Source organism: Gordonia neofelifaecis NRRL B-59395, from assembly GCF_000192435.1.
Classification (GTDB): domain Bacteria; phylum Actinomycetota; class Actinomycetes; order Mycobacteriales; family Mycobacteriaceae; genus Gordonia; species Gordonia neofelifaecis.
The window spans coordinates 12,894-34,447 of record NZ_AEUD01000021.1 but is presented as its reverse complement, the minus strand read 5'-3'; the positions used below and the strand labels follow the sequence as shown (position 1 = coordinate 34,447).

General features: G+C 68.1%; 22 protein-coding genes. 10 read left to right on the top strand and 12 right to left on the bottom strand.

Annotation, left to right across the window (positions count from 1 at the left end; all coding sequences use genetic code 11):
- Positions 1 to 2 precede the first annotated feature (2 nt).
- Positions 3 to 767 (bottom strand): PIG-L family deacetylase, encoded by a 765-nt coding sequence (locus SCNU_RS18175; RefSeq protein WP_139026125.1) that lies wholly within the window; start codon positions 765 to 767, stop codon positions 3 to 5.
- Between the two features lie 50 nt (positions 768 to 817).
- On the opposite strand from SCNU_RS18175, the gene htpG reads away from it, so the two are divergent.
- Together htpG and SCNU_RS18165 are read left to right on the top strand one after the other, a co-directional pair.
- Complete coding sequence (htpG, locus tag SCNU_RS18170; protein WP_040518853.1) at positions 818 to 2,764, top strand: molecular chaperone HtpG; 1,947 nt, start codon at positions 818 to 820, stop codon at positions 2,762 to 2,764.
- A gap of 3 nt (positions 2,765 to 2,767) precedes the next feature.
- Positions 2,768 to 3,241, top strand: coding sequence for a nitroreductase family deazaflavin-dependent oxidoreductase (locus tag SCNU_RS18165; RefSeq protein ID WP_009680882.1), 474 nt, complete (start codon positions 2,768 to 2,770; stop codon positions 3,239 to 3,241).
- A gap of 362 nt (positions 3,242 to 3,603) precedes the next feature.
- On the opposite strand, the gene SCNU_RS18160 is transcribed toward SCNU_RS18165, so the two are convergent.
- Positions 3,604 to 4,467 carry a crotonase/enoyl-CoA hydratase family protein gene (locus tag SCNU_RS18160; protein ID WP_009680881.1) on the bottom strand — a complete coding sequence of 288 codons (864 nt, stop codon included), beginning with the start codon at positions 4,465 to 4,467 and terminating at the stop codon, positions 3,604 to 3,606.
- Between the two features lie 60 nt (positions 4,468 to 4,527).
- The gene (locus SCNU_RS18155) at positions 4,528 to 6,273 is read right to left on the bottom strand and encodes an alpha/beta hydrolase (RefSeq protein WP_009680880.1); all 1,746 of its coding nucleotides are present in this window, start codon (positions 6,271 to 6,273) and stop codon (positions 4,528 to 4,530) included.
- An 80-nt stretch (positions 6,274 to 6,353) separates the two neighbouring features.
- Between SCNU_RS18155 and SCNU_RS18150 the strand changes: the two genes are divergently transcribed.
- Together SCNU_RS18150 and SCNU_RS18145 are read left to right on the top strand one after the other, a co-directional pair.
- Positions 6,354 to 7,034 carry a VOC family protein gene (locus SCNU_RS18150; protein WP_009680879.1) on the top strand — a complete coding sequence of 227 codons (681 nt, stop codon included), beginning with the start codon at positions 6,354 to 6,356 and terminating at the stop codon, positions 7,032 to 7,034.
- Positions 7,035 to 7,115: 81 nt separating this feature from the next.
- On the top strand, positions 7,116 to 7,520 hold the full coding sequence (locus tag SCNU_RS18145; protein ID WP_009680878.1) for a VOC family protein: 405 nt from the start codon (positions 7,116 to 7,118) through the stop codon (positions 7,518 to 7,520).
- Here SCNU_RS18145 and SCNU_RS18140 read toward each other — a convergent pair.
- The 5 genes from SCNU_RS18140 to sfnG are packed head-to-tail and all read right to left on the bottom strand — an operon-like array spanning position 7,504 to position 12,880.
- Positions 7,504 to 8,055 carry a flavin reductase family protein gene (locus SCNU_RS18140; protein WP_009680877.1) on the bottom strand — a complete coding sequence of 184 codons (552 nt, stop codon included), beginning with the start codon at positions 8,053 to 8,055 and terminating at the stop codon, positions 7,504 to 7,506. The genes SCNU_RS18145 and SCNU_RS18140 overlap by 17 nt on opposite strands.
- Before the next feature lie 26 nt (positions 8,056 to 8,081).
- A complete protein-coding gene (locus SCNU_RS18135) occupies positions 8,082 to 9,251 on the bottom strand; it encodes an LLM class flavin-dependent oxidoreductase (protein ID WP_009680876.1) in 1,170 nt (389 codons plus the stop codon).
- 19 nt (positions 9,252 to 9,270) lie between these two features.
- Positions 9,271 to 10,431: an acyl-CoA dehydrogenase family protein gene (locus SCNU_RS18130; RefSeq protein ID WP_009680875.1), complete on the bottom strand. Its 1,161-nt coding sequence runs from the start codon at positions 10,429 to 10,431 to the stop codon at positions 9,271 to 9,273.
- A 43-nt stretch (positions 10,432 to 10,474) separates the two neighbouring features.
- Positions 10,475 to 11,680, bottom strand: coding sequence for an acyl-CoA dehydrogenase family protein (locus SCNU_RS18125; protein WP_009680874.1), 1,206 nt, complete (start codon positions 11,678 to 11,680; stop codon positions 10,475 to 10,477).
- Between the two features lie 27 nt (positions 11,681 to 11,707).
- On the bottom strand, positions 11,708 to 12,880 hold the full coding sequence (sfnG, locus tag SCNU_RS18120; protein ID WP_009680873.1) for a dimethylsulfone monooxygenase SfnG: 1,173 nt from the start codon (positions 12,878 to 12,880) through the stop codon (positions 11,708 to 11,710).
- Positions 12,881 to 13,081: 201 nt separating this feature from the next.
- On the opposite strand from sfnG, the gene SCNU_RS18115 reads away from it, so the two are divergent.
- The 3 genes from SCNU_RS18115 to SCNU_RS18105 are packed head-to-tail and all read left to right on the top strand — an operon-like array spanning position 13,082 to position 15,048.
- A complete protein-coding gene (locus tag SCNU_RS18115) occupies positions 13,082 to 13,717 on the top strand; it encodes an LON peptidase substrate-binding domain-containing protein (RefSeq protein WP_040518865.1) in 636 nt (211 codons plus the stop codon).
- Positions 13,718 to 13,721: 4 nt separating this feature from the next.
- Positions 13,722 to 14,714 (top strand): pirin family protein, encoded by a 993-nt coding sequence (locus SCNU_RS18110; RefSeq protein ID WP_040518850.1) that lies wholly within the window; start codon positions 13,722 to 13,724, stop codon positions 14,712 to 14,714.
- 7 nt (positions 14,715 to 14,721) lie between these two features.
- Entirely contained in the window at positions 14,722 to 15,048 is a 327-nt protein-coding gene (locus tag SCNU_RS18105; RefSeq protein ID WP_009680870.1) for a GNAT family N-acetyltransferase, read from the top strand.
- Positions 15,049 to 15,179: 131 nt separating this feature from the next.
- Here SCNU_RS18105 and SCNU_RS18100 read toward each other — a convergent pair whose 3' ends face one another.
- The 3 genes from SCNU_RS18100 to SCNU_RS18090 all read right to left on the bottom strand — a co-directional run bounded on the left by SCNU_RS18100 (position 15,180) and on the right by SCNU_RS18090 (position 17,725).
- The gene (locus SCNU_RS18100) at positions 15,180 to 16,448 is read right to left on the bottom strand and encodes a flotillin family protein (protein WP_009680869.1); all 1,269 of its coding nucleotides are present in this window, start codon (positions 16,446 to 16,448) and stop codon (positions 15,180 to 15,182) included.
- A gap of 52 nt (positions 16,449 to 16,500) precedes the next feature.
- Positions 16,501 to 17,007 (bottom strand): hypothetical protein, encoded by a 507-nt coding sequence (locus SCNU_RS18095; RefSeq protein ID WP_009680868.1) that lies wholly within the window; start codon positions 17,005 to 17,007, stop codon positions 16,501 to 16,503.
- A gap of 97 nt (positions 17,008 to 17,104) precedes the next feature.
- Positions 17,105 to 17,725 carry a LysE family transporter gene (locus SCNU_RS18090; protein WP_009680867.1) on the bottom strand — a complete coding sequence of 207 codons (621 nt, stop codon included), beginning with the start codon at positions 17,723 to 17,725 and terminating at the stop codon, positions 17,105 to 17,107.
- Between the two features lie 91 nt (positions 17,726 to 17,816).
- Here SCNU_RS18090 and SCNU_RS18085 point away from each other — a divergent pair, with 91 nt between their 5' ends.
- Positions 17,817 to 19,961 (top strand): heavy metal translocating P-type ATPase, encoded by a 2,145-nt coding sequence (locus SCNU_RS18085; protein WP_009680866.1) that lies wholly within the window; start codon positions 17,817 to 17,819, stop codon positions 19,959 to 19,961.
- Positions 19,962 to 19,976: 15 nt separating this feature from the next.
- On the opposite strand, the gene SCNU_RS18080 is transcribed toward SCNU_RS18085, so the two are convergent.
- The gene (locus SCNU_RS18080; protein WP_009680865.1) at positions 19,977 to 20,609 is read right to left on the bottom strand and encodes a YdcF family protein; all 633 of its coding nucleotides are present in this window, start codon (positions 20,607 to 20,609) and stop codon (positions 19,977 to 19,979) included.
- 210 nt (positions 20,610 to 20,819) lie between these two features.
- On the opposite strand from SCNU_RS18080, the gene SCNU_RS18075 reads away from it, so the two are divergent.
- Both SCNU_RS18075 and SCNU_RS18070 read left to right on the top strand, forming a co-directional pair.
- A complete protein-coding gene (locus tag SCNU_RS18075; RefSeq protein ID WP_009680864.1) occupies positions 20,820 to 21,188 on the top strand; it encodes a nuclear transport factor 2 family protein in 369 nt (122 codons plus the stop codon).
- On the top strand, positions 21,185 to 21,544 hold the full coding sequence (locus SCNU_RS18070) for a DUF1330 domain-containing protein (protein ID WP_009680863.1): 360 nt from the start codon (positions 21,185 to 21,187) through the stop codon (positions 21,542 to 21,544). Before SCNU_RS18075 ends, SCNU_RS18070 begins: the two co-directional genes overlap by 4 nt.
- The last annotated feature ends 10 nt before the right edge of the window (positions 21,545 to 21,554 follow it).

Below are 21,554 nucleotides of genomic sequence, written 5' to 3'. Positions count from 1 at the left end.
GCCTACGCGAGGTCCGCGCCACCGGGGACCAGGTCGCGCCGCAGGTACGACTCCCAGCGCAGGAAGAGCTGCTGCGGATCGCGGGGCAGGGCGCCGAAGTCCTTCATCGACGCGCTGCGGGAGATCTCCGTCTTATGCGCCAGGATCGCGCGGATCTTGTGACCGAGGCAGTCACCGATGTCGAGAGCGAGGTCGATCCGCTCGTTCGGCGTTCCGGTCAGCGGCAGGTGCGAATCCTCCTTCAAGTGAGGCCGCAGCGCGGTGACGGTCGCCTCCGGAATGGTGATGAAGTAGAGCGAGGACGGTTGCCAGGGATCGCCGAGCTCGGGGTGGTAGGCGCCGATCGCGGCGGCATCGGCGGCCGCACAGGTCAGCCGGTTGGCGTGGATGTGGTCGGGATGGCCGTACATGCCGAAGGCGTCGTAGGTGACCAGGATGTGCGGCCGGAGCTCCCGGATGTGTGCGACGAGCGCGGTGACCTGCTCGTCGAACGGCGCGAGCACGAACGATGTGGCGCCCGGCGCCGATTCGGGGACGAAGCTGTCGGCGTAGCCGAGCATGATGGGCTCGCGGGCCAGGCCCAACTCGTCGGCGGCGTCGAGCAGTTCGCCGTGGCGCGTCGTCCCGCGGTCCCACGTGCAGGTCACCAGGGAGACCTCGCCGCCGCGGCGCGACGCTCGCGCGATCGTGCCACCGGTCCACAACGATTCGTCGTCGGGATGGGCGTGAACGAACAATGCACGTGGGACGCCAGACACGTCCCTCACAGTACGCGTCGGCTCACCGGTAAACTCGTCGGCGCGAAATCAGCTCAACGATGAGGAGTCATGCGGTGACCTCGCAGGTGTACGAGTTCCAGGCCCAGGCGCGACAGCTTCTGGATCTGATGGTCCATTCGATCTACTCCAACAAGGACAGCTTCCTTCGGGAGCTGATCTCGAATGCTTCGGACGCGGTCGACAAGCTGCGGCTGGAAGGACTGCGGGATAAGGACCTCGACGCCGATATCTCCGACCTCGCGATCCGCCTCACTCCCGATGCCGAGGCCCGCACGCTGACGGTCTCCGACAACGGCATCGGCATGACCCGCGACGAGGTCATCGACCTCATCGGCACGGTCGCCAAGTCGGGTACGGACGAACTGCGCCGCAAGCTGGCCGAGACCGACGCGAAGGACGCCGGTGAGCTCATCGGTCAGTTCGGCATTGGCTTCTACTCGGTGTTCATGGTCGCCGACAGTGTCGAACTGGTGACGCGGAAGGCCGGCGAGAGCGTCGGCACGCGATGGTCGTCGACGGGCGACGGCACCTACACCCTCGACGAGGTCGCCGACGCGCCGCAGGGCACGGCCATCACCCTGAGCCTCAAGCCCGTCGACGATGAGAACGCCGTCCACGACTACGCCGATCAGAACGTGCTGCGCCGATTGGTGAAGAAGTACTCCGATTTCATCTCGTGGCCGATCCGGATGACGGTGACCAAGCAGGTGCCCGCCGATCCTGACATCGAAGGCGCCGAACCGACGGTCGAAGAGGTCGACGAGACGCTCAACTCGCAGAAGGCGCTGTGGGCGAAGTCGCCCGGCGAGGTCTCCGACGAGGAGTACGCCGAGTTCTACCGTCACGTCTCGCATGCCTGGGACGATCCGCTCGAGACGATTTCGCTGCACGCCGAGGGAACGTTCGAATACCAGGCGCTGCTGTTCATTCCGACGCAGGCACCGTTCGACCTCTTCATGCGCGAGCGCGCCAGCGGCATCCACCTGTACGTCAAGCGGGTGTTCATCATGGACGACGCGACCGAGCTCATGCCCGAGTACCTGCGCTTCGTTCAGGGCGTCGTCGACGCCGCCGACCTGTCGCTGAACGTCTCGCGCGAGATCCTGCAGCAGGACCGGCAGATCCGGGCGATCCGTCGGCGACTGGTCAAGAAGGTCATCTCCTCGGTGCAGGAGTTGCAGGACCGTCGTCCGGAGGACTACCAGACCTTCTGGGGCAACTTCGGCCGCGTCTTCAAGGAAGGCCTGATCAACGATCAGGACAATGCCAAGGCGATTCTGAAGGCGTCGGTGTTCGCGTCGACGAACAGCGAGACCGAGCCGACGACGCTCGTTGACTACCTCTCGCGGTGCAAGCCCGAGCAGGACGTCATCTACTACATGACCGGCGAGTCGCGGACCCAGATCGAACGCTCGCCGCACCTGGAGGCGTTCCGCGCCAAGGGGATCGAGGTGCTGCTGCTCTCGGACCCGGTCGACGAGGTCTGGGTGTCGTCCGGCATCGACTTCGAGGGCAAGCAGCTCGTGTCGGTCGCGAAGGGTGTCGTCGACCTCGACGACGCGGACGCGGCGGATACGGACGAGGACAAGTCCAAGCGTGACGAGCAGTTCGCGCCGCTGCTGTCGTGGATGGGTCAGACCCTGGCCGATGACGTCTCCGAGGTCCGTCTCAGCTCGCGGCTGACCGAGTCGGCGGCGTGCCTGGTCGGTGACGACTTCTCGATGACACCGCAGCTGGAGAAGCTGTACCGGGCGTCCGGCCAGCCCGTGCCGAAGTCGAAGCGGATCCTGGAGCTGAATCCGGACAACGCTCTCGTCACCGCGCTGCAGGGGAGGTTCGGCGGCGCCGACGACGATCACGCCGCGCTGGAGCCGACCGCCAAACTCGTCTACGCGACCGCGGTGCTCGCCGAGGGCGGTGACCTCGACGATCCGGCCGAGGTGGCCAAGCTGCTCGCCGAGACGCTCACCCGAACGCTCGGCTGACGCGTGGGGATCCTCACCCGGCTGGCGATCCTGATCGGGTCGATCGCCTGGCTGCCCAAGTACCTGCCGTGGATCGTCAAGGCGGACAAGCTGGTCCAGAAGGTCTCGGGCGGTCGAGTCGACTTCCTTCGGATCGCCGGCCTGCCGGGGATCACGATCACCGTGCCCGGCCGGCGCAGCGGTGTCCTGCACTCCACGACGATGCTCGCCGCCCCGGACGGTGACGACTGGATCGTCGCGGGCTCGTACTTCGGCGGACCCAAGACGCCGGCCTGGGTGTTCAACATCCGCGCCGCGCAATCGTTCGACGTCGAGGTGCACGGCGTCGCGCGCCGCATGTCGGCGACGGAGCTCTCCGGGGTCGACCGCGACGCGGCCTGGGCCCAGCTGCTGGCGATCTGGCCGAACTTCACGCTGTACGAGGAGCGGACGAACCGCGTGATTCCGCTCTTCCGGCTGTCGAACACCGCCAGCTGAGCGGGCGCCCTCCGTCGGTTGAGCGGGCGGCCCCTTCTGTTGGTTGAGCGAGCCCCGCCTTCCGTTGGTTGAGCGAGCGGGGCGAGTCGAAACCGGGGTGACGTGTGGCTGGGTCCCAGCGTGGGTGTCGGGGGTTTCGACTCGCTGCGCTCGCTCAACCAGCGAGGTTGCTGGCTCAGCTATCGGTGGTCTGTGTGGTGAGCCATTTGGTTATGCGGGCCCCGCCTTCCGTTGGTTGAGCGAGCGCAGCGAGTCGAAACCAGGGTGACGTGTGGCTGGGTCCCAGCGTAGGTGTCGGGGGTTTCGACTCGCTGCGCTCGCTCAACCAGCGGGGTCGCTCGCTCAACCTGCGTGAGGCGCGGCTACTCGCCCTTGAAGGCCGGGGGACGCTTCTCGAACACCGCGCTGACCGCTTCGGTCAGGTCGTTGCTCGGGAGGAAGGCGGCGTTCCAGGCGGCGACGTAGCGGAGGCTGTCGTCGACGCGGGCGGCCCGGCTGTGATCGAGCACGTCCTTCACGCCCTGGACGACCAGCGGGGCATTGCCAGCGATCTCGGCGGCGATGCCGCGCGCGGCGGCCAGGGTGGCCTCCTTGTCCTCGTACACGTCGCTCACCAGTCCAATCTTCTCGGCGCGAGCGGCGTCGATATCCTTGCCGGTCAGCGCGAGTTCGCGGGTATGACCCTCGCCGATGATCAGCGGCAGTCGGGCGAGCGAGCCCATGTCCGCGACGATCGCGACCTTGACTTCGCGCACGCTGAACTTGGCGTCGGCGCTGGCGACACGGATGTCGGCGGCGGTGATCAGATCGACCGCGCCGCCGATGCACCAGCCCGCCACGGCGGCGATCACCGGCTTGCGGCAGTCGGCGACCGCATTGATCGCACCCTGCATGCTCTTGATCATGGTGTGGAACTCGGTGCGGGGACCGGCCTTGGCGTCGGGCGCGAGTACCTTGCCGAAGTCGCCCATCATCGCGGGCAGGTCGAGACCGAACGAGAAGTGCTTGCCCGAGCCCGTCAGCACGACCGCCCGCACCTCCGGGTCGGCGTCGAGCGCCTGGAACAGCGGGGCCGCCTCCGTCCAGAAGTCGGGGCCCTGGGCGTTCCCCTTGCTCGGGCCGATCAGCGTCACCTCGGCGACGTGGTCGGCGACGGTCACCTGGAACGCCTGGTAACGGTGTGTCCGGTAGGCGGGGAGTTCGTTGGCAGTCTTGTCCTGAGTCACGGGCGTGATTCTACCCGCCGAAGTTACCGGCCAGTAATGGTCCCTGACCGGCAACTTGCTTCAGTCTCGATGCAGTCGAGGGAGCAGCGCGGCGGTCTTCTCCGCGGTCCAGCCGGGCGGGGACAGGATCGCCGCCCACGCGTGGGGAATCGCTTCGAGGTAGTGGTGACCGTGACCGTCCGGAACATCGACCGCCACGGCCATGTCCGCGGCCACCTGGAGGAAGGTCACGAACGGCATCCACTGCACCGACGGCAGTACGTCGGATCCGCGCGGCTCCTTCAGCCAATCCGGCTTGTTGAGGATCAAGTCGGGATTCCACCAGCTGATCGGGTCCGACGCGTGCTGCAGATACACGATGCGTCCGGGCTCCCACGGCTTGTCGCCGAAGGCCGCCAGATCCTTCTCCGTGTTGATGAAGCGGACCTCGTCGCCGTCGTTGACGGTCGGCAGCACCTCGAGGGATCCGGGGTCGCGATCGGCCGTGGTGTCGACCCACGTGGTGTTGCTGAACGTCGGACCGGTCAGCAGAGCGCCGTCGGTGCGGGCATTCATCGTGGCGACGGATCCGAACGGTGCCTCGGCACCGAACGAGCCGAGGCTCTCGCCGAAGACCACGATCTTGGGTCGCTGGGCCTCGGGGATCCGGCGGACGAGCCGATCGACAGCCTCGAACAGGGCTCGGCCGGCCTGCCGGGCGCGTTCCTGGTCCACCAGGAACGACAACCAGCTGGGCAGCATCGAGTACTGCATGGACACCATCGCGGTGTCGCCGTTGTACATGTATTCGAGTGAGTCGAGGTTCGCCTGATTGACCCAACCGGTCCCGGTCGACCCCGCGACACCGACCACCTTGCGCTGCAGTCCGCCGGTGCGGACCAGTTCCTGTGCGGCGAGTTCGGCGCTCGCCTGGATCGAGTCGGTCGACTCCAGTCCGGCGTAGACGCGGATCGGCTCCTTCGCCGGGGCCTTGTTGAACTCCTCCAACTGCGCGACGGTCGGTCCGGTGGAGACGAAGGTGCGGCCCATACGGCCCAGACTCTCCCAGCTGACCAGTGACTCCGGGCCACCGGAGCGCAAGGTCGACGTTGGCGGCGCGGAGTCGGGATTCGTCTCTTCGTTGAGTGCGGCGAACGAGTTGTTCAGCGCCGTCATGCCGTAGTCGGCGACCGCGCCGTTGAGGATGAAGACGCTGACGATCACCACGGCGGTCGCAGCGGTGATTGCGGAGATCCGCGGCGGAATGCGCCGACTCAGCCACCGTGCGAGCATCCGCACCAGTGCGCCCCACGCCTGTCCGATCCCGAGCAGGATCGCGAACACCACGACCGCGACCGCGACGATGATCGGGTACGCCGTCCAATCGAGGTGCTCGACGCCCATCAGGTCACGGAGTTCGTCCTGCCAGCGGCGGTACCAGTACAGCATCACCCCGGTCCCGACGACGAAGAACACTCCGAGACCGACCCACCACCAGCGGCCGGGTCGCGGCCACGGCTCCTTGCGGGAGACGAGGTAGCGGGCGAGCCAGGTGAAGAACGCGCCGATCGCGTAGCCGACCGCAGCCGCGGCGGCGCTCACGAGGCCCTGGAACAGGGGCCCGCGCGGCAGCAGTGACGGGGTCACCGAGAACCACAGCAATACGGTCGCCACCACCAGGCCTCCGTACGACAGTCGCGCGATGTACCTCGACCAGGCGTGGCCGGGGGCATTCGACGACTTCGACGGAGTGTCGCGCTCTGGCGGGGTGTCGACGTCGCCCCCGTCGGTCGTCACCTCGTGATCGATCGGGTCTTCCGCTGTCATGAGCGAGCCTTCCTGCGCCTGATGGGACTCCTCACTCTAGTGTCGGGCGACCTCCCGATCGCGTATGCCACGATGTGTCCGTGACCCCGATCTCCGACCCGTTGGCCGTCAGCGACGTTCACGTGAGCCTTCCGGTGGCCGACGCGCCGGCGGCGCGCGCAGTGTACGACCTGCTCTTGGGAGATTTCGGCGGACCTCCCTGGCGCGCATCCAATGCGTCTGTGGGCCTTGCGGATCCGCAGTCTCCGCTGACCATCGACCTCCGTGTCGCCGACCTGGCGCGCGCGGCCGATCTCCTTCGACGGCGCGGCCTGCGCCTGGACGAGTCCGACCACCGGATCGGGCTGGCGGACGCCACGCCGTTGCGCCTGACCGACTCGGGTCGGACGTGCCCGGACGCGCGCATGCTCGACCACATCGTGCTCACCGTCGCCGACTCCGAGCAGGCGATCGCGCTGTTCGGCGGTCGCCTCGGGATCAGCCTGCGTCTCGTCCGCGACCTGGGCGACGGGATCTCCCAGCTGTTCTTCCGGACGGGCTCTGCGGTCATCGAGGTGGTCGCCGGCGCACCCGACGCCGGCGACGGGATCGGACTGATGGGAATGGCCTGGCGCAGTGACGACATCGTCGCCGAGCAGCGTCGGCTGGCCGACGCGGGCCTGAACATCAGCGAGGTCCGCACCGGCCGGAAACCGGGCACCCGAGTCTGCACGATCCGTGAGTCCGCTCTCGGCACGGCGACTCTTCTCATTCAGCAGTAGAAGTCGCTGCGGTCGCGCGGCGGTGGACCGTAGCGTTGTCGAAGCACCGAACGGTGTCACCGATTCTTCGAAAGGATGCTCATGCCCGCCCATCTGAACCCGTACCTGATGCTCGGCGACACCGCGCGTCCCGCCCTCGAGTTCTACCGAGGCGTCTTCGGGGGAGAGATCGAGATGCGCACGTATGCAGATGTGCCCGGCACACCGCCGGAGAATGCCGATCGCGTGATGCATTCGTCGCTCACCACGTCCGACGGCCGCGTCATCATGGCGGCGGATTCGCCGGAGGGTGCGCGTCCGCCGTCGGGGGACAATGTCGCGATCTCGGTCAGCAGTGCCGACCGCGACGTCAATCAGGCCTGGTGGGACGGCCTCTCGGCGGGCGGCACCGTCGAGGTCCCCTTCGTCGAGGCTCCGTGGGGCCACCGGTTCGGGATGTGCATCGACAAGTTCGGCATCCGGTGGATGGTCAGCGACGACGAGTGATGTCGACGTCGTTGGCGATCCGGTGCAGCCGACTGCGGTAGAACACGATCGGATCGGCTCCGGGCTCGGCGCGATGATCGGCGACGGCCAGCACCGCGATCACGTGATCGCCCGCCGTCACGATCTGACGCACAGTAGTGGTGAACTCGGCCGCGGCGCCGTCCAGATGGACGGCGCCGTTCGCCGTCGCACGCCACGACACGCCGTCGAAGCGCTCGCGGGACGGTCGGCGGAAGGCGTCGGCGACGTGATGCTGGTCGGCGGCGAGCACGCTGATGCCCCAGGACTCGGCGTTGAGCAGGCGCGGCAGCGTCGTCGAATCGTTGGCGATGTTCACCGACACCAGCGGAGGGTCGAGCGACACCGACGTGAAGGAACTCGCGATGAGTCCGACGGGACCGGATCGGGCGAGGGCGGCGACGGCCACCAGTCCGGAGGGATAGCCGGACATCGTGCTGCGCAGTCCGGCTCGCGCCTGTGGCGGGACCGATGGCGTCGGGATGGAAGCGGCCGGTGCGGGAACGCTGGTGGTCATCGCGGAATCCTTCGATCGGCGGCGGTTCAGTGCGCGGCGGCCAGGAACGGCGTCGCCGTCGGCGATCGATCCGAGCCGGGAGGCACGAACAGGCCACGCTGCGTGAGCTGTGGGATCACGCCTTCGCCGAACCAGTACAACTCCTCCAGATGCGGGTAGCCGGACAGCACGAATTCGTCGATCCCCAACGCGGAGTACTCGGCGATCCGGTCGGCGACCTCGGCATGGCTGCCGACGAGCGCGGTGCCGGCACCGCCGCGGACCAGTCCCACCCCGGCCCAGAGGTTCGGCGCGACCTCGAGCGCCCGAGGATCCCGCCACGATCCGTCGGCGCGATGACTCGAGTGCAGGTCGCGCATATTGGCCTGTCCGGTGGATTCGCTTCGTGCGAGTCCCGCCTGGGCCGCCCGCACGGTGTCTTCGTCCAGCGCCTCGAGCAGCTTGCCCGCCGCCGCCCAGGCGTCCTCCGAGGTGTCGCGAGCGATGACGTGCAGGCGGATGCCGAAGCGGACGGTTCGCCCCTCGCGGTCGGCGAGTCTGCGGATCCAATCGATCTTGGCCGCGACGGCGGCGGGAGGCTCGCCCCACGTCAGGTACACGTCACTGTGGCGTGCGGCGACCGGACCGGCCTCCGGAGACGACCCGCCGAAGTAGATGGGGATCTCCGGCGACGGCAGGGTGCCGAGTGCCGCGTCGTCGACTCGAAGATGCTCGCCGTGATGGGTGACGCGCTCGCCCCGCCACAGCCGGGTGACCACCGAGAGGAACTCGTCGGCGCGGGCGTAGCGGGCGGGTTTGTCGAGGAAGTCGCCGAACGCGCGTTGCTCGTGGGATTCGCCGCCGGTCACGACGTTGAGCAGAAGGCGTCCGGGAGCGTGGCGGCTGAAGGTCGCCGCCATCTGTGCGGCGAGGGTCGGACTTATCAGTCCGGGCCGCAGCGCCACCAGGAAGCCCAGGCGCTCGGATTCGCGGGCGACCATCGCCGTCGTCAGCCAGGCGTCTTCGCACCACGCGCCGGTGGGTGTCAGCGCGGCGGTGAACCCGAAGTCTTCGGCCGCCCGCGCGATAGAACTCAAGTAGCCGACGGACGCCGGTCGATCGCTGTGTGCGGTGCCCGCGGGCAGGCCGTGGCCGCCGCCCACGATGAATCGGGAGTCGCCGTAGGTGGGCAGGAACCAGTGGAGTTTCAGTGACATGGAGTCTTCCTGTGAAGGGTCAGATGTTTCCGTGAACGGGCGGGGGAGTCTTCGTCAGCGCCCAGCGGCCGAGGTGCACGACCTTCCACCGTTCCGGGTCGTGGAGCGTGTGCGTGCGGGCGTCACGCCAGTAACGGGAGAGGTTCGCGGGTGCCGCCGCGGCTCGGGTCCCGCCGAGGTCGAACAGGACCTCGCCCGCCTGTCTGGCGGCACGACCGGCGGCGACCTTCGCCGCAGCGGTGGCGAGCGAGGCCTCGGCGACGAGTTCGGGAGTCTCGCCCCCGGCTTCGGCGGTCTCGATCGCCCGGACGGCGGTGTCCAGCAACGACTTCGCGGAGCGGACGGACAACTCGACCTCGCCCGCGGCAGCCACCAGCAGGGGATCCTCCACCGCCCGCCGGACGCCGGCCTCGAACCACGGACGTGCATGCTGCGCGGTCTCCCGCCCGGCGGCGAGCGCCCCGGCCGCCAGGCCCGCGTCCACGGCTGCGTGCAGGATCTGTGCCCGGGCACCATAGGTGCTCGGGGCCGTGAACAGCGCGTCGAAGTCGACCACCTGATCGGCCGTCACCGCCACATCGTCGAACTCGACGGTCCCCGAGGCGGTGGTCCGCTGTCCGACGGCATCCCAGTCGTCGCGCACGGTGACACCGGGCGCGTCGACCGGGAGGTACACCAGCACCCGGCCGGTCGGTCCGACGGCGCGGACGGCGAGGAGATCGGCCAGTACCGCGCCGGTGCAGTAGAACTTGGTGCCCGTCAGACGCAGGCCCTCTTCGGTGGGCAGGAGCGTCGTCGAATCGTCGAGCACGGTGGCACCGCCGCGTTCGCTCTGGGCGTTCGCCAGCCGGTCGCCGGCGAGGACTCGGTTGAAGACGCGGCCCGTCAGCGCGGGTGAACCGACCCGGCGGAGTGCGTCCAGAAACGTGAAGTGGCTCTGCGGGATCTGGGCGAGGCTCGGGTCGACGGCGGCCACCGACGCGGTGAGCGCCACCGCCGACCCGATGCCCAGGCCCGGTCCGCCGTGCTCGGCGGGCACGGTGATCGCGAGGAGACCGGCCTTCGACAACGCGTCCAGTTCGGCTCGTGGCAGAACACGGTCCCGGTCACGGTGTGACGCGGCGTCGGCGATGCCCGGCAGGAGATCGAGCAGTGCCGCGTCGTGGAGGGTGGAAGTCATGATGCGCGAATCACTTTCGGTGCGGATCGGGTGGATGGTGGGCTCAGCTGTAGAGGGTGAACTGCGGTGCTCGCCGGTTCAGCGTCCAGTCGCCGACCTCGCGTGCCTTGTACGCGACCGGATCGTGGACGGTGTGGGTGCGCAGATTGCGCCAGTGCCGGTCGAATCCGTATGCCGTCGTGGTCGCACGAGCCCCCTGGATCTCGAACAGCCGCGAGGCGACGTCGAGCGAGACCTTGGTCGTGACGTACTTGGCCTCCGCGATGGCGACGGCGGTCTCCGCGCGCTGTTCGGCGGTCAGGTCGTGGCCGATGTCGAGGGCACGCTGCAGCGCGTAGCCCGCGCGATCGGCGAGGAGCGCCGCCGCGGTGACCTCCGACCGCAACTGTCCGACGAGTTCGAGGATGTAGGGATCGTCGGTCGCGCTCTCGAGCCCCGACGTCTCCCACGCGGAGGCGTTCAGACGCGTCCAGTCGAGAGCCTCCTCGAGAGCGCCCTCGGCGGTGCCGATGTAGAAGTTCACGAACGCCAGCTGCCAGTGCGGTGTGATCAGGGTCTGGAAGGCGTCGGGCACCCGGCCGGTCAGCGGATCGTCGCCGAGGATCTCGTGTCGCTCGATACGGGCGCCGTCGAACACCACGCCTCCGGAGTCGGTGAGGCGTTGGCCGATGTTGTCCCAGTCGCCGAGCGCGGTGAACCCTTCGCGGCGCGTCGGGATCGACAGGAACACCAGATCACCGTCGAGGGTCGCGGTGACCGAGAGCTGATCGGCGACACCGGCGCCCGAGGCGAAGGTGCGACGACCGTCGAGTCGGAAACCGGAACCGTCGCGCGTCAGAACCAGTCCGGAGGCGCCGCGCGGGTTCTGGACGCCGCCCCAGAACGGCTTGTACTGGGCGTTGCGGCGGGACTGCTCCTCGGCCTGCTCGGGCGTGCCGAACAGATGGGGGATCCGCTGCTGCGCGTAGTGGTAACCCAGCAGGTGAGCGATCGAGGTGTCGCCGCGCGCGATGCGGCGGGTGATCTGCTGCGACTGCGCGTAGCTGAGTCCCGAGCCGCCGTACTCGGCCGGCTCGCCCACTTGGAGCAGGTCTGCTTCGCGGAGCAATTCGATCTCGGCCAGCGGGGGCCGGTTGGCGCGGTCGCGTTCGGCTGCGGTCGCGCGGAGTTCGGCGGCGACGAGGTCGGCTCGGTGCAGTGCGGCGTCGAACTGTGCGCGGTTGTCGGTGGAGGTCTCTGCGATGGTCATGTCGGTTCTTCTCTCTGGGTGTGGGGTTCAGGACGCGGTCAGGACGCCGTGGCGGGCGAGTTCGGACTCCAGGCGGCCGCTGACGGCGAGGTCGTTCTCCAACTCGCGAACCAGCGGCAGGATCTTCTCGCCGAAGTAGACGACGTCCTCGTGGTAGTGCAGGAAGCCGAGGAGCAGCAGATTCACTCCGCGGGTCTTGTACGCGACGATCCGCTCGGCGACCTGTTCGGGTGTGCCGATCAGCCCTGTGCGGAAACCGTCGTTGTACTGGACGAGGTCGGCGAACTCGGAGTCCTGCCACATGCCCTTGCCGTCCGCCGTCGACGAACCCGCCTGCTTGACCGCAGAGCCGAAGCCCTCGACGGCCTCGCGGTCGGCCTTCGCGACGATCTCGCGGAGCACATCGCGCGCCTCCGACTCGGTATCGCGGCCGATGAGGAAGCCGTTGAGTCCGAACTTGACCGTGCGGTCGTGCAGGGCGGCTTCGGTGAGGACGTCGGTCACCTGTTCGGTGATGCCGTCGAAGTCCTTCCCGTTGCTGAAGTACCAGTCCGACACGCGGCCGGCCATGGCCCGTGCCGCCGTGGAGTTGCCGCCCTGGAAGATCTCCGGGTGGGCGCGGCCGGGCAGGTCGAGCGGCTTGGGCTTGAGATCGAAGTCGTGGAGCCGGTAGAAGTCACCGCTGAACTCCGCATGCTCGTCGGTCCAGATGCGTCGCAGGTAGGTGATGAACTCCTCGGCACGGCGATAGCGCTCGTCGTGTTCGAGCCACGGCTCACCGAGTTTGGTGAACTCGTCCTTGAACCAGCCGCTCACCACATTCACGGCCGCGCGGCCGCCGGACAGATGGTCGGCGGTGGCGAGGAACTTCGCGAGCACACCCGGCTGCCACAGCCCCGGGTGGACGGCGGCGATCACCTTGAGGCGCTCGGTGGCGAGCAGGAGGGCGAGCGAGAAGCTGGTCGACTCGTGCTGGTAGGCGGCTCCATAGGATGCGGTGTATCGGACCTGGCTCAGCGCGTAGTCGAAGCCGTTGTTCTCGGCGAGTTGGGCGAGCGTCCGGTTGTATTCGTAGCCCCAATCGGTGCGCTGCTCGATGTTCGAGACGACGAGTCCACCGCTGACGTTGGGGACCCAGTAGGCGAACTGGAGTGGTGCGGACGCCGCCTGTAGGAGTCGGTCGGAAAGCTTTTCTGGCATGACGGAATAGACCTCCGGTGAGGGGGTTGAGAATCGGTGTCGTTCGGCGGTGACCGGTGCCGGGTCAAGCCGCGGATGTCAGCGACATCGGCGGGCGGAGCACATGTTCGCAAGCACGTTGTCAGTCTGCGGTGGGGCCCACGGAGCGGCAACGGTTCGAATCAGGATGGGCGCAACGCGGTGCCGGGTACCCTGATCGGCATGAGGGAGATGCCGATGTTTCCGCTCGGAGCGGTGCTCCTGCCGGGGGAGCAGCTTCCCCTCCGAATCTTCGAACCGCGTTACGCCGCAATGGTTCCCGTCGTAGAGAAGGACGATGGAAAGTTCGGCGTGGTGTTGATCGAACGCGGGTCGGAGGTCGGCGGCGGCGATGTCCGGTCGATGGTCGGCACCATTGCACAGATCGATCGATTCACGCAATCCGGGCCGGGCCGCTATTCGCTGCTGTGCAACGGCGTCTCACGGATCCGAGTGCTCGAATGGCTGCCCGACGATCCGTATCCGCATGCGATCGTCGAGGATCTCCCCGAACCGGAGGTCGGATACCTCGAGTGGTCGGAGCTGATGGAGAAGCGCGCACAGCTGCAACTGCTCTGCGGTCAGGGCGGTCGCCAGGATCCGCAGTTGCGATGGATCGCCTCCCAGCTGTCCACGACGGTGGAGTACGAATCGGGGGATCAGACGACCGCGTCGTTCCGCGCTGCGTCGGACCTCCCGCTCGGTCCCGCCGACCGGCAGAGTGTTCTGGAGGCACCCGATCCGGGTGCGCGGATCGATGTGATCGACGCTGCACTCGACGACCTGATCGCCGCTTTGAGATTTCGACTGAAGGGGTAGTGCGATGAGCAATATGGAGGCCGAGCCGGCCGAGGTGGAATGCGTGGCCGACCCGTCCGCAGGCGTCGAGGTGATCGAGCCGCGGCTGGTTCCGCTCGGCGGCATCCGTGCGATGAAGGTGAATCGCACGCTGCCCACCCGCGACCGGTCGATGGTCGGCGCGTGGTGCTTCGCGGACCACTACGGGCCCGAGCCGGTGTCGCAGTCCGGCGGGATGCAGGTGCTTCCGCATCCGCACACCGGCCTGCAGACGGTCAGCTGGCTGTTCGAGGGCGAGATCGAGCACCGCGACAGCGCCGGAGTGCAGGCGATGGTCCTGCCCGGCCAGATGAACCTGATGTCAGCAGGTCACGGCATCAGCCACTCCGAGATCTCGACCGACCGGATCGAGATGCTCCACGGGGTGCAGCTCTGGGTGGCCCTGCCGGACGGGGTCAGGGACGCCGAGAGCGGTTTCCAGCATTACGAGCCGTCCGCGGTGGGACTCACCGATTCCTCCGGTGACGACGCGGGAACCATGCGGGTGTTCGTCGGCGAACTGGGCGGATCGGCGGCGGACATCGTGACGGCGACGCCGCTGCTCGGTGCCGAACTCCTGATCCGCCCTGGAGCCACCGTGGTGCTCTCGGTCGACCGGACCTTCGAACACGGCGTCCTGCTCGACACCGATGCGCTGGAGGTCGACGGCGTCGCGATCGGTCGGGCGTCGATGGCTTACGTCGGCCCGGGCCCGGAGTCCCTCGAGATCGCGAACCCGACCGGTGAGGTCGCGCGGGTGATTCTGCTCGGCGGTGAACCGTTCTACGAGGACATCATCATGTGGTGGAACTTCGTCGGCCGGACCCATGAGGAGATCGTCGCCTACCGCGAGGAATGGCAGGCCCGCGCAGAGCGTTTCGGAATGGTGGACGGCTGGGATCGAGAGGATTGGATTCCCGCGCCACCGCTGCCCACCACACGACTGAAGCCGCGCAAGAGGCCGCGTCCCCGAGGATAGGACGACGATGACTGCAGCAGAACAGATCGAGGTCAAGCGGAACGACGCGGCCGGCCGCTACGACATCCTCGTCGACGGGGAGCAAGCCGGATTCACGATGTTCATCGATCGCGGGACGCAGCGGATCTTCCCGCACACCGAACTCGACGACCGATTCAGCGGCCGCGGACTCAGCTCGATCCTGGTCCGAGAGGCCCTGGCCGACACGCGGGCCGCCGGCCGGCGCGTGGTCCCGGTGTGCCCCCTGGTCGCCCGCTATGTGAGCAAGCACGACGACGTCGCCGACATCGTCGATCCGGTGACCCCGGAGATCCTCCAGTTCCTCCGCAGCTGAGCGCTCGCGGTTCTACGCCCGTACGTCGTGTCGATACCCTCGTCGCTCTCGCGGTGAACCTGGAGCGTTTATGCCGTTGGTCGTGACCACCACGTGGTCACGACCAACGGCACACGTACCGGGCGGGGCAGCTACTCCTGCGGTGCGGCGGCGTCCGCTGCCTGCTGCTTGTCGGCGCTCAGGTTCGACAGCATGCCGGCGATATCGATGCCGGTGGCGCCCTGGATCAGTTCCATCGTGCTGACCAGTCCGGTGCTGGCCCCCTTGGCGACCGGGCCCACCGAGTCGCCGACCAAGGTGATGTTGGCGTCGGCGAGCGGCGCCGACGCCGCGCGGACGATGTCGGGGAGCTTGCTCAGCACGAGTTCGAGTTGACCGACCTGGTCGAGCTTTCCGAGTGCCTCGGCGCGCTTCTCGAGGGCCTGCGCCTCGGCCTCACCGGTGATCCGGATGCCCTCGGCCTTCGCCGCGGCTTCGGCGACGATCTCTGCCTTGCGGGCTTCGGCGCGCTGCTGGGCCGCGTACAGCTCGGCTTCGGCCGGTCGGCGCACCTCGGCGTCGAGCTGGGTGTCACGCAGCCGGGCGTTCTGCTCGGCGACCTCGTTGTCCTTCTCCACCTGGATGCGACGGCGCTCGGCCTCGACCAGCGGTCGGACGGCGTCGGCCTCGGCGGCGGCCCGGTCGGTGGCCTGGCGGGCGCCCTCGCGCTCGATGTCGAGCTCGCGCTGCTGCTCGATGATCGCCTGTTCGTTCTCGATGCGGCTCTGTTCAGCGACCCGGTGCGCCTCGGCCCGCGAGCGCGCGGCGATGGCGGCCTGATCCGACCGTTCCTTCGCCGCGAGGTCCGAGAAGTACTGACCGTCGGAGTCCTGGACGTCGTTGATCGAGAAGCTGTCGAGCACCAGACCCTGGTTGCCGAGGATCTCCTTGATCGACCGCGCCACCTGATCGACCAGCTGCTGCCGATCGACGAGGATGCTCTTGGCGGTCATGGTGCCGACGATGGAGCGGAGCTCACCGGAGAGCTGCTCGGTCACGAGTGCTTTGACGCGGTTGAGGTCGTCGCCGAAACGGGGACCGGCCTTGAGGATCGCCTCGGGCGTGTCGCCGACCTTCACGACGGCGACGCCGCGCACCTTGAGTTCGATGCCGTCGTTGGCCGGCGTCGAGGTATCGAGATCGGCCTTGACCGACGACAGCTGCACGCGGGTGGCGCGCTGGACGACCGGCAGCACGAAGGTTCCGGTGCCGCGGTAGACCTTGCCTTCGTGGCCCTTTCCGGTGCCGGTGACGATGAACGCCTCCTCCGCGCCGGGTACCCGATAGCGGGACAGGACGAGGATGACGATGAGGACGAGCAGGACCACGATGGCCACGACAGCGCCGATTACGGCTCCCATTTGCGGTGGGTTCCTTTCATTGGATCGGTTCGACGACGAACCGACGGGTGGGTCAGTCGGTGAGCGAGACGCGGGCCACCAGGAAGCTCTCGTTGTCGCCGATCTTCTCGACGACGACCGCTTCGTCGTTGTGGTCCAGGGCCTCGTCGGCGGTGACGGTGATCTGCCTCGTGCCCAGTGACGTCCGCACCTCGCCGAGTCCATACCGCCCGGGAGTGACCGGTTCGACGATCCGGACGGACGACCCGATCAGGTCGAACGAGGGGAGTTCCTCCTCGGCGTCGACCAGATAGCCGAGCACGACCACCGCGGCGATCGACAGGATGATGCCCGCCAGCGCTCCGGTGAGCAGGGCGATCCAGGTCTCGGTTCCGGTGAAGGTGAGCAGACCGCCGGCGATCAGCCCGAATCCGGTCGCGAACGGTGTCACGATCGACAGCAGTCCGGCACCGGAGTCCCCGAGGTGGATGTCGACCCCGCCGGCATCGACGCCCAGCACCGAGAGCAGCGTCAGCACCAGACCGACGCCTCCGACGATCAGCAGAACGATTCCCAGCACGCGTACCCCCGTAGCAGTCACCTGTGACCCCAGTGTGGCACACGGGCGGTAGCGGACCATTCGGACGTCCGAGGAGGCCGGTTCAGATCAGGGCGAGTCAGATCAGGGCGAGCATGATGCCGACGCCGACGAACAGCACGCCGAAGAGCCGGTTGATCCGTCGCCGTCCGCGTTCGGTGCTGCTGATCCTCCGGAACGAGCGACCCACGAGGGCGAAGAAGAGCCACATCACGAGGACGTCGACGGCGACGATCGTCGCACCGATCTCGGTGTACTGCAGTGTCGTATCGCTCTCCGGTCGGACGAAGCTGGGAATGAAGGCGACGAGGAAGACGATCGCCTTCGGATTCAGCAGGTTGACCCACACTCCCTGGGAGTACATCGATCTGGCGGAGGCGGTGCCGACGGTCGCGGTCGAGGCGTCCGGCGCGTCGGGCTTCGTCAGGAACTGCTGTACGCCGAGGTACACGAGGTACACGGCGCCGACGTAGCGGATGACGGCGAACGCGGTCGGCGAGTCGGTGACCAGGAGTCCGAGTCCGGCTGCGACGATCACGAGCTGGATCAGCAGTGCGGTCTGCTGCCCGAGAATGCCCCAGATGGAGCGACGGAAGCCGACGTTGAGGGCGTTGTTCATCGTGTTGATGGCACCGGCGCCCGGCGTGAGGCTGATGAGCAGGCAGGCGCCGAGCAGCGCGAGCCAGGTGGATGCGGTCATGTCGCTCTCAGGTTAGAGGCGGACGGTGGCCCAGCTCAAAACGACCGTTGACCCATACCCCCTATGGGTATAGGTTCGGACTATGGACACGATGGATCGGCACGAGCACGACGCCCACGAGCACGCCACGCACGACGGTGCCTCTCACGAACACAGCGCACACGAACACAGCGCACACGAACACGGCGGCCACGAACACGGCGGCCACGCGACGAACGGTGACGCCCACCACGGCGGCGACCACGTCGCCGTGTTCCGGCGACTCTTCTGGGGGACCGCGCTGATCGCGATCCCGGTCGTCGGATTCGACCAGATGTTCGCGAGCCTCCTCGGCTACGACGTGCCGGCGTGGGGGCGCTGGATCTCGCCCGTACTGGGCAGCGTGATCTACCGGTGGGGCGGTCGACCGTTCCTCACCGGCGCCGTGAGCGAGATCCGGATGCGCAAGCCCGGCATGATGCTGCTCATCGGCCTCGCCATCAGCGTCGCGTTCGTCTCATCCTGGGGGTCGAGCCTGGGCCTGCTCAGCCACGAGTTGAGCTTCTGGTGGGAGCTCGCACTGCTGGTGGTGATCATGCTGCTCGGCCACTGGATCGAGATGGCGTCGCTGGCCCAGACCACGTCGGCTCTCGATTCCCTGGCCGCGCTGCTCCCTGACGAGGCCGAGGTGGTGGACGGCGCCGGGGTCCGTCGTGTCGCTCCCGCAGAACTGCGACTCGGCGACGTCGTGCTGGTCCGGCCGGGTTCGTCGATCCCCGCCGACGGCGTCGTCGTCGAGGGCTCGGCGAGCGTCGACGAATCGATGGTCACCGGAGAGTCCCGCTCGGTTCGGCGTTCAGCGGGCGATGCGGTGGTCGCCGGAACCGTCGCCACCGACTCGGGGCTGCGGGTCGAGGTGACCGCGGTCGGCGATCAGACGACGCTCGCCGGGATCGCTCGCCTCGTCGCCGACGCGCAGGCGTCGTCGTCGAACGCGCAGCGGCTGGCCGACCGCGCCGCCGGATGGCTGTTCTGGTTCGCCATCGGCTCGGCGACGCTGACGGCGATCGTCTGGATGGCCCTCGGCATGCCCGATACGGCCGTGGTCCGCGTCATCACCGTCCTGGTCATCGCGTGCCCGCATGCGCTCGGCCTGGCGATCCCGCTGGTCGTCTCGATCGCGACCGAGCGCGCCGCACGTGGCGGAGTCCTGGTGAAGGACAGGCTCGCACTGGAGCGGATGCGCTCGGTCGACACCGTCCTCTTCGACAAGACCGGAACTCTCACCGAGGGGGCGCCGTCGGTGGTCGGCGTCGAGCCCGCCGCGGGACGTGATGCGAACGAGATCCTGGCACTGGCAGCGGCGGCCGAAGTCGACAGCGAGCATCCCCTGGCGAAGGCGATCGTGGAAGCGGCCGTCGACCGGGGGCTCGTCGTCCCCGTCGCCGCCGAGTTCACGTCGGAACCGGCCACCGGCGTGAGGGCCGTCGTCGACGACCGCCGGGTGGAGGTGGGCGGCCCGCGCATGCTGGCCCTCCACGCGTCGTCCGAACTCCCCGTCGCCGAGCGCTGGCGGACGGAGGGTGCGATCATCCTGCACGTCGTGGTCGACGGCGAGGTGGCCGGCGCGCTGAAACTGGCCGACGACGTCCGGCCGGAGTCACGCGACGCCGTCGACGCCCTGCACCGACTCGGCGTGAGCGTCGTGATGATCACCGGAGACGCCCGCGCGGTGGCCGACACCGTCGCGAGCGAGCTCGGAATCGACCGGGTGTACGCCGAGGTCCGACCCGAGGACAAGGCCGAAGCAGTCGCCGAACTCCAGGCCGAAGGGCGAGTCGTGGCGATGGTCGGGGACGGCGTCAACGACGCTCCGGCGCTGGCCCGCGCCGACGTCGGCATCGCGATCGGTGCGGGCACCGACGTGGCGATCGCATCGGCGGGGGTGATCCTCGCGAGCTCCGACCCGCGTTCAGTCCTGTCGGTGGTCGAACTCTCGCGAGCCGGCTACCGGAAGATGAAGCAGAACCTCTGGTGGGCCGCGGGCTACAACCTGGTGTCGGTCCCGCTCGCGGCGGGTGTGCTGGCTCCGATCGGGTTCGTCATGCCGATGAGCGTCGGCGCGATCCTGATGTCGGTGTCGACGGTGGTCGTCGCGCTGAACTCGCAACGGCTGCGTCGACTGGACCTGGACCCGGCGGCCGGAGTCGACCGGATCCTAGGGGATCGGTCGCGTACTCCGAACCGCCGGGGCTGACGGCGCGCTGTCCGGTCAGGCGTACGACGGAACGAACGTCAGCCGAGTGTTCTGACGCTTCGCTTCGTCGCGGAAGTTGTCGAGCGCCCGCTTCATGTGGAAGTCGTTCGTCACGATCACCGCCCCGGAGGCGTTGAGTCCCTTGAGCATCGCAACTGTCCGCTGGGCGTTCTCGACGGTGGACATCGCCGTCGGCTCCTCGATCACCTTCAGGGGAGTGACACCGCGTTGCGCGAGCTGGGCGTGCATGAACATCGCTTCGGGCACCGGCAGCCACCAGCTGTTGCCGCCGGTGACGATGATGCGGTTGAACGGATTCGCGCGCGCCAAGGACGCCGCACGGTCGAGCCGCTGGGCCAGGATCTTCGGTGGATTGCCGAGCGTCTCCATGCGCGCACCGAGGACCACGATGTAGCGGCCTGGAGGATTCGCGGCCAGGAACTTGCCGGGCGACGGCTTCGGCTTCGGCTTCGCCGGCGAGGTCGTGCCCTGGTCCGGAGCAGTCGTGACGGGCGGTGCCGCCGCAGCCGTCGGCGCAGCCAGGACCGCCATCGTGCTCGCCACCGCGAGGCTGCCGAGTACGACTCCCGCGCGGCGGCCTCGTCGCGAACGACGATCGGCGCGTGCGGTCGCGAATGTGCTGTGCATCGTGTTGGTGCTCCTTGTCACTCGACGAACCCCGACCCGCTCATCACGATGGCAGGCGCATGTCCTCTGTTCAACCGACACGCGCGATTCTTACCGAGCGTTCAGGTGTACGCGTCGCACCACTTCCATGACCTGGCAGGTCATCGCTTTCATGCCGGTCAGGCGGCATCGTCGACCGTGCAACGACCGAGAACGAGAGGAACAGAGATCATGACCACTCCGACACACGCACAGTCGACCGCCGAGGTCTACCTGCAGACGTGGAACGCCCGGGGAGCCGATCGTGCGCGACTGCTCGCCGACCACTGGACCGCCGACGCGGTGTACGTCGACCCACTGGGTGCGGCGACCGGCCATGACGGCCTCGCGGACCTGATCGGCGGTGTGCAACAGCAGTTCCCGGACTTCGTGTTCCAGCCGGTCGGCGAAGTCGACGCCCACCACCGGCAGATGCGCTTCCAGTGGGGCCTGGGTCCCGCGGGAGCACCGCCGCTCATCGTCGGCTTCGACGTGATCGTGCTCGCCGACGACGGCCGCATCGCCGACGTCCGGGGCTTCCTCGATCAGGTGCCGTCATGACGGCGCCGGGCTACGCCGTCGGGTACCTCGAGAACGTCGACGTCGGACCGGAGATCATCGAGTACATCGTGCGGATCGAATCGACGTTCGAGGAGTTCGGCGGCCGCTGGCTGGTACACGGGACGCAGCCGGAAGTGGTCGAGGGACCGCTCCCGGGAGCGCTGGTCGTGATCGAGTTCCCGTCACTCGCTCACGCCCGATCCTGGTATGAATCGCCTGCGTATCAGGACATCGCCGATCTGCGTGTCCGGCACTCGGACTCCCGCGTCGCACTCCTGGAAGGCGTCCCGCACGGGTATCGGGCACAACGCACCGCCGACGCGATGAACGAGGCGATCGGGAACGGGGCGGCATAGCGCCGCGTGC

What these genes read in the sequence shown, in the direction of transcription:
- htpG (WP_040518853.1), top strand. Translation starts at nt 818, where the DNA reads ATGAGGAGTCATGCGGTGACCTCGCAGGTGTACGAGTTCCAGGCCCAG.
- SCNU_RS18155 (WP_009680880.1), bottom strand. Translation starts at nt 6,273, where the DNA reads ATGACAGCGGAAGACCCGATCGATCACGAGGTGACGACCGACGGGGGC.
- SCNU_RS18145 (WP_009680878.1), top strand. Translation starts at nt 7,116, where the DNA reads ATGCCCGCCCATCTGAACCCGTACCTGATGCTCGGCGACACCGCGCGT.
- SCNU_RS18140 (WP_009680877.1), bottom strand. Translation starts at nt 8,055, where the DNA reads ATGACCACCAGCGTTCCCGCACCGGCCGCTTCCATCCCGACGCCATCG.
- SCNU_RS18135 (WP_009680876.1), bottom strand. Translation starts at nt 9,251, where the DNA reads ATGTCACTGAAACTCCACTGGTTCCTGCCCACCTACGGCGACTCCCGA.
- SCNU_RS18130 (WP_009680875.1), bottom strand. Translation starts at nt 10,431, where the DNA reads ATGACTTCCACCCTCCACGACGCGGCACTGCTCGATCTCCTGCCGGGC.
- SCNU_RS18125 (WP_009680874.1), bottom strand. Translation starts at nt 11,680, where the DNA reads ATGACCATCGCAGAGACCTCCACCGACAACCGCGCACAGTTCGACGCC.
- sfnG (WP_009680873.1), bottom strand. Translation starts at nt 12,880, where the DNA reads ATGCCAGAAAAGCTTTCCGACCGACTCCTACAGGCGGCGTCCGCACCA.
- SCNU_RS18115 (WP_040518865.1), top strand. Translation starts at nt 13,082, where the DNA reads ATGAGGGAGATGCCGATGTTTCCGCTCGGAGCGGTGCTCCTGCCGGGG.
- SCNU_RS18110 (WP_040518850.1), top strand. Translation starts at nt 13,722, where the DNA reads ATGAGCAATATGGAGGCCGAGCCGGCCGAGGTGGAATGCGTGGCCGAC.
- SCNU_RS18105 (WP_009680870.1), top strand. Translation starts at nt 14,722, where the DNA reads ATGACTGCAGCAGAACAGATCGAGGTCAAGCGGAACGACGCGGCCGGC.
- SCNU_RS18100 (WP_009680869.1), bottom strand. Translation starts at nt 16,448, where the DNA reads ATGGGAGCCGTAATCGGCGCTGTCGTGGCCATCGTGGTCCTGCTCGTC.
- SCNU_RS18090 (WP_009680867.1), bottom strand. Translation starts at nt 17,725, where the DNA reads ATGACCGCATCCACCTGGCTCGCGCTGCTCGGCGCCTGCCTGCTCATC.
- SCNU_RS18085 (WP_009680866.1), top strand. Translation starts at nt 17,817, where the DNA reads ATGGATCGGCACGAGCACGACGCCCACGAGCACGCCACGCACGACGGT.
- SCNU_RS18080 (WP_009680865.1), bottom strand. Translation starts at nt 20,609, where the DNA reads ATGCACAGCACATTCGCGACCGCACGCGCCGATCGTCGTTCGCGACGA.
- SCNU_RS18075 (WP_009680864.1), top strand. Translation starts at nt 20,820, where the DNA reads ATGACCACTCCGACACACGCACAGTCGACCGCCGAGGTCTACCTGCAG.
- SCNU_RS18070 (WP_009680863.1), top strand. Translation starts at nt 21,185, where the DNA reads ATGACGGCGCCGGGCTACGCCGTCGGGTACCTCGAGAACGTCGACGTC.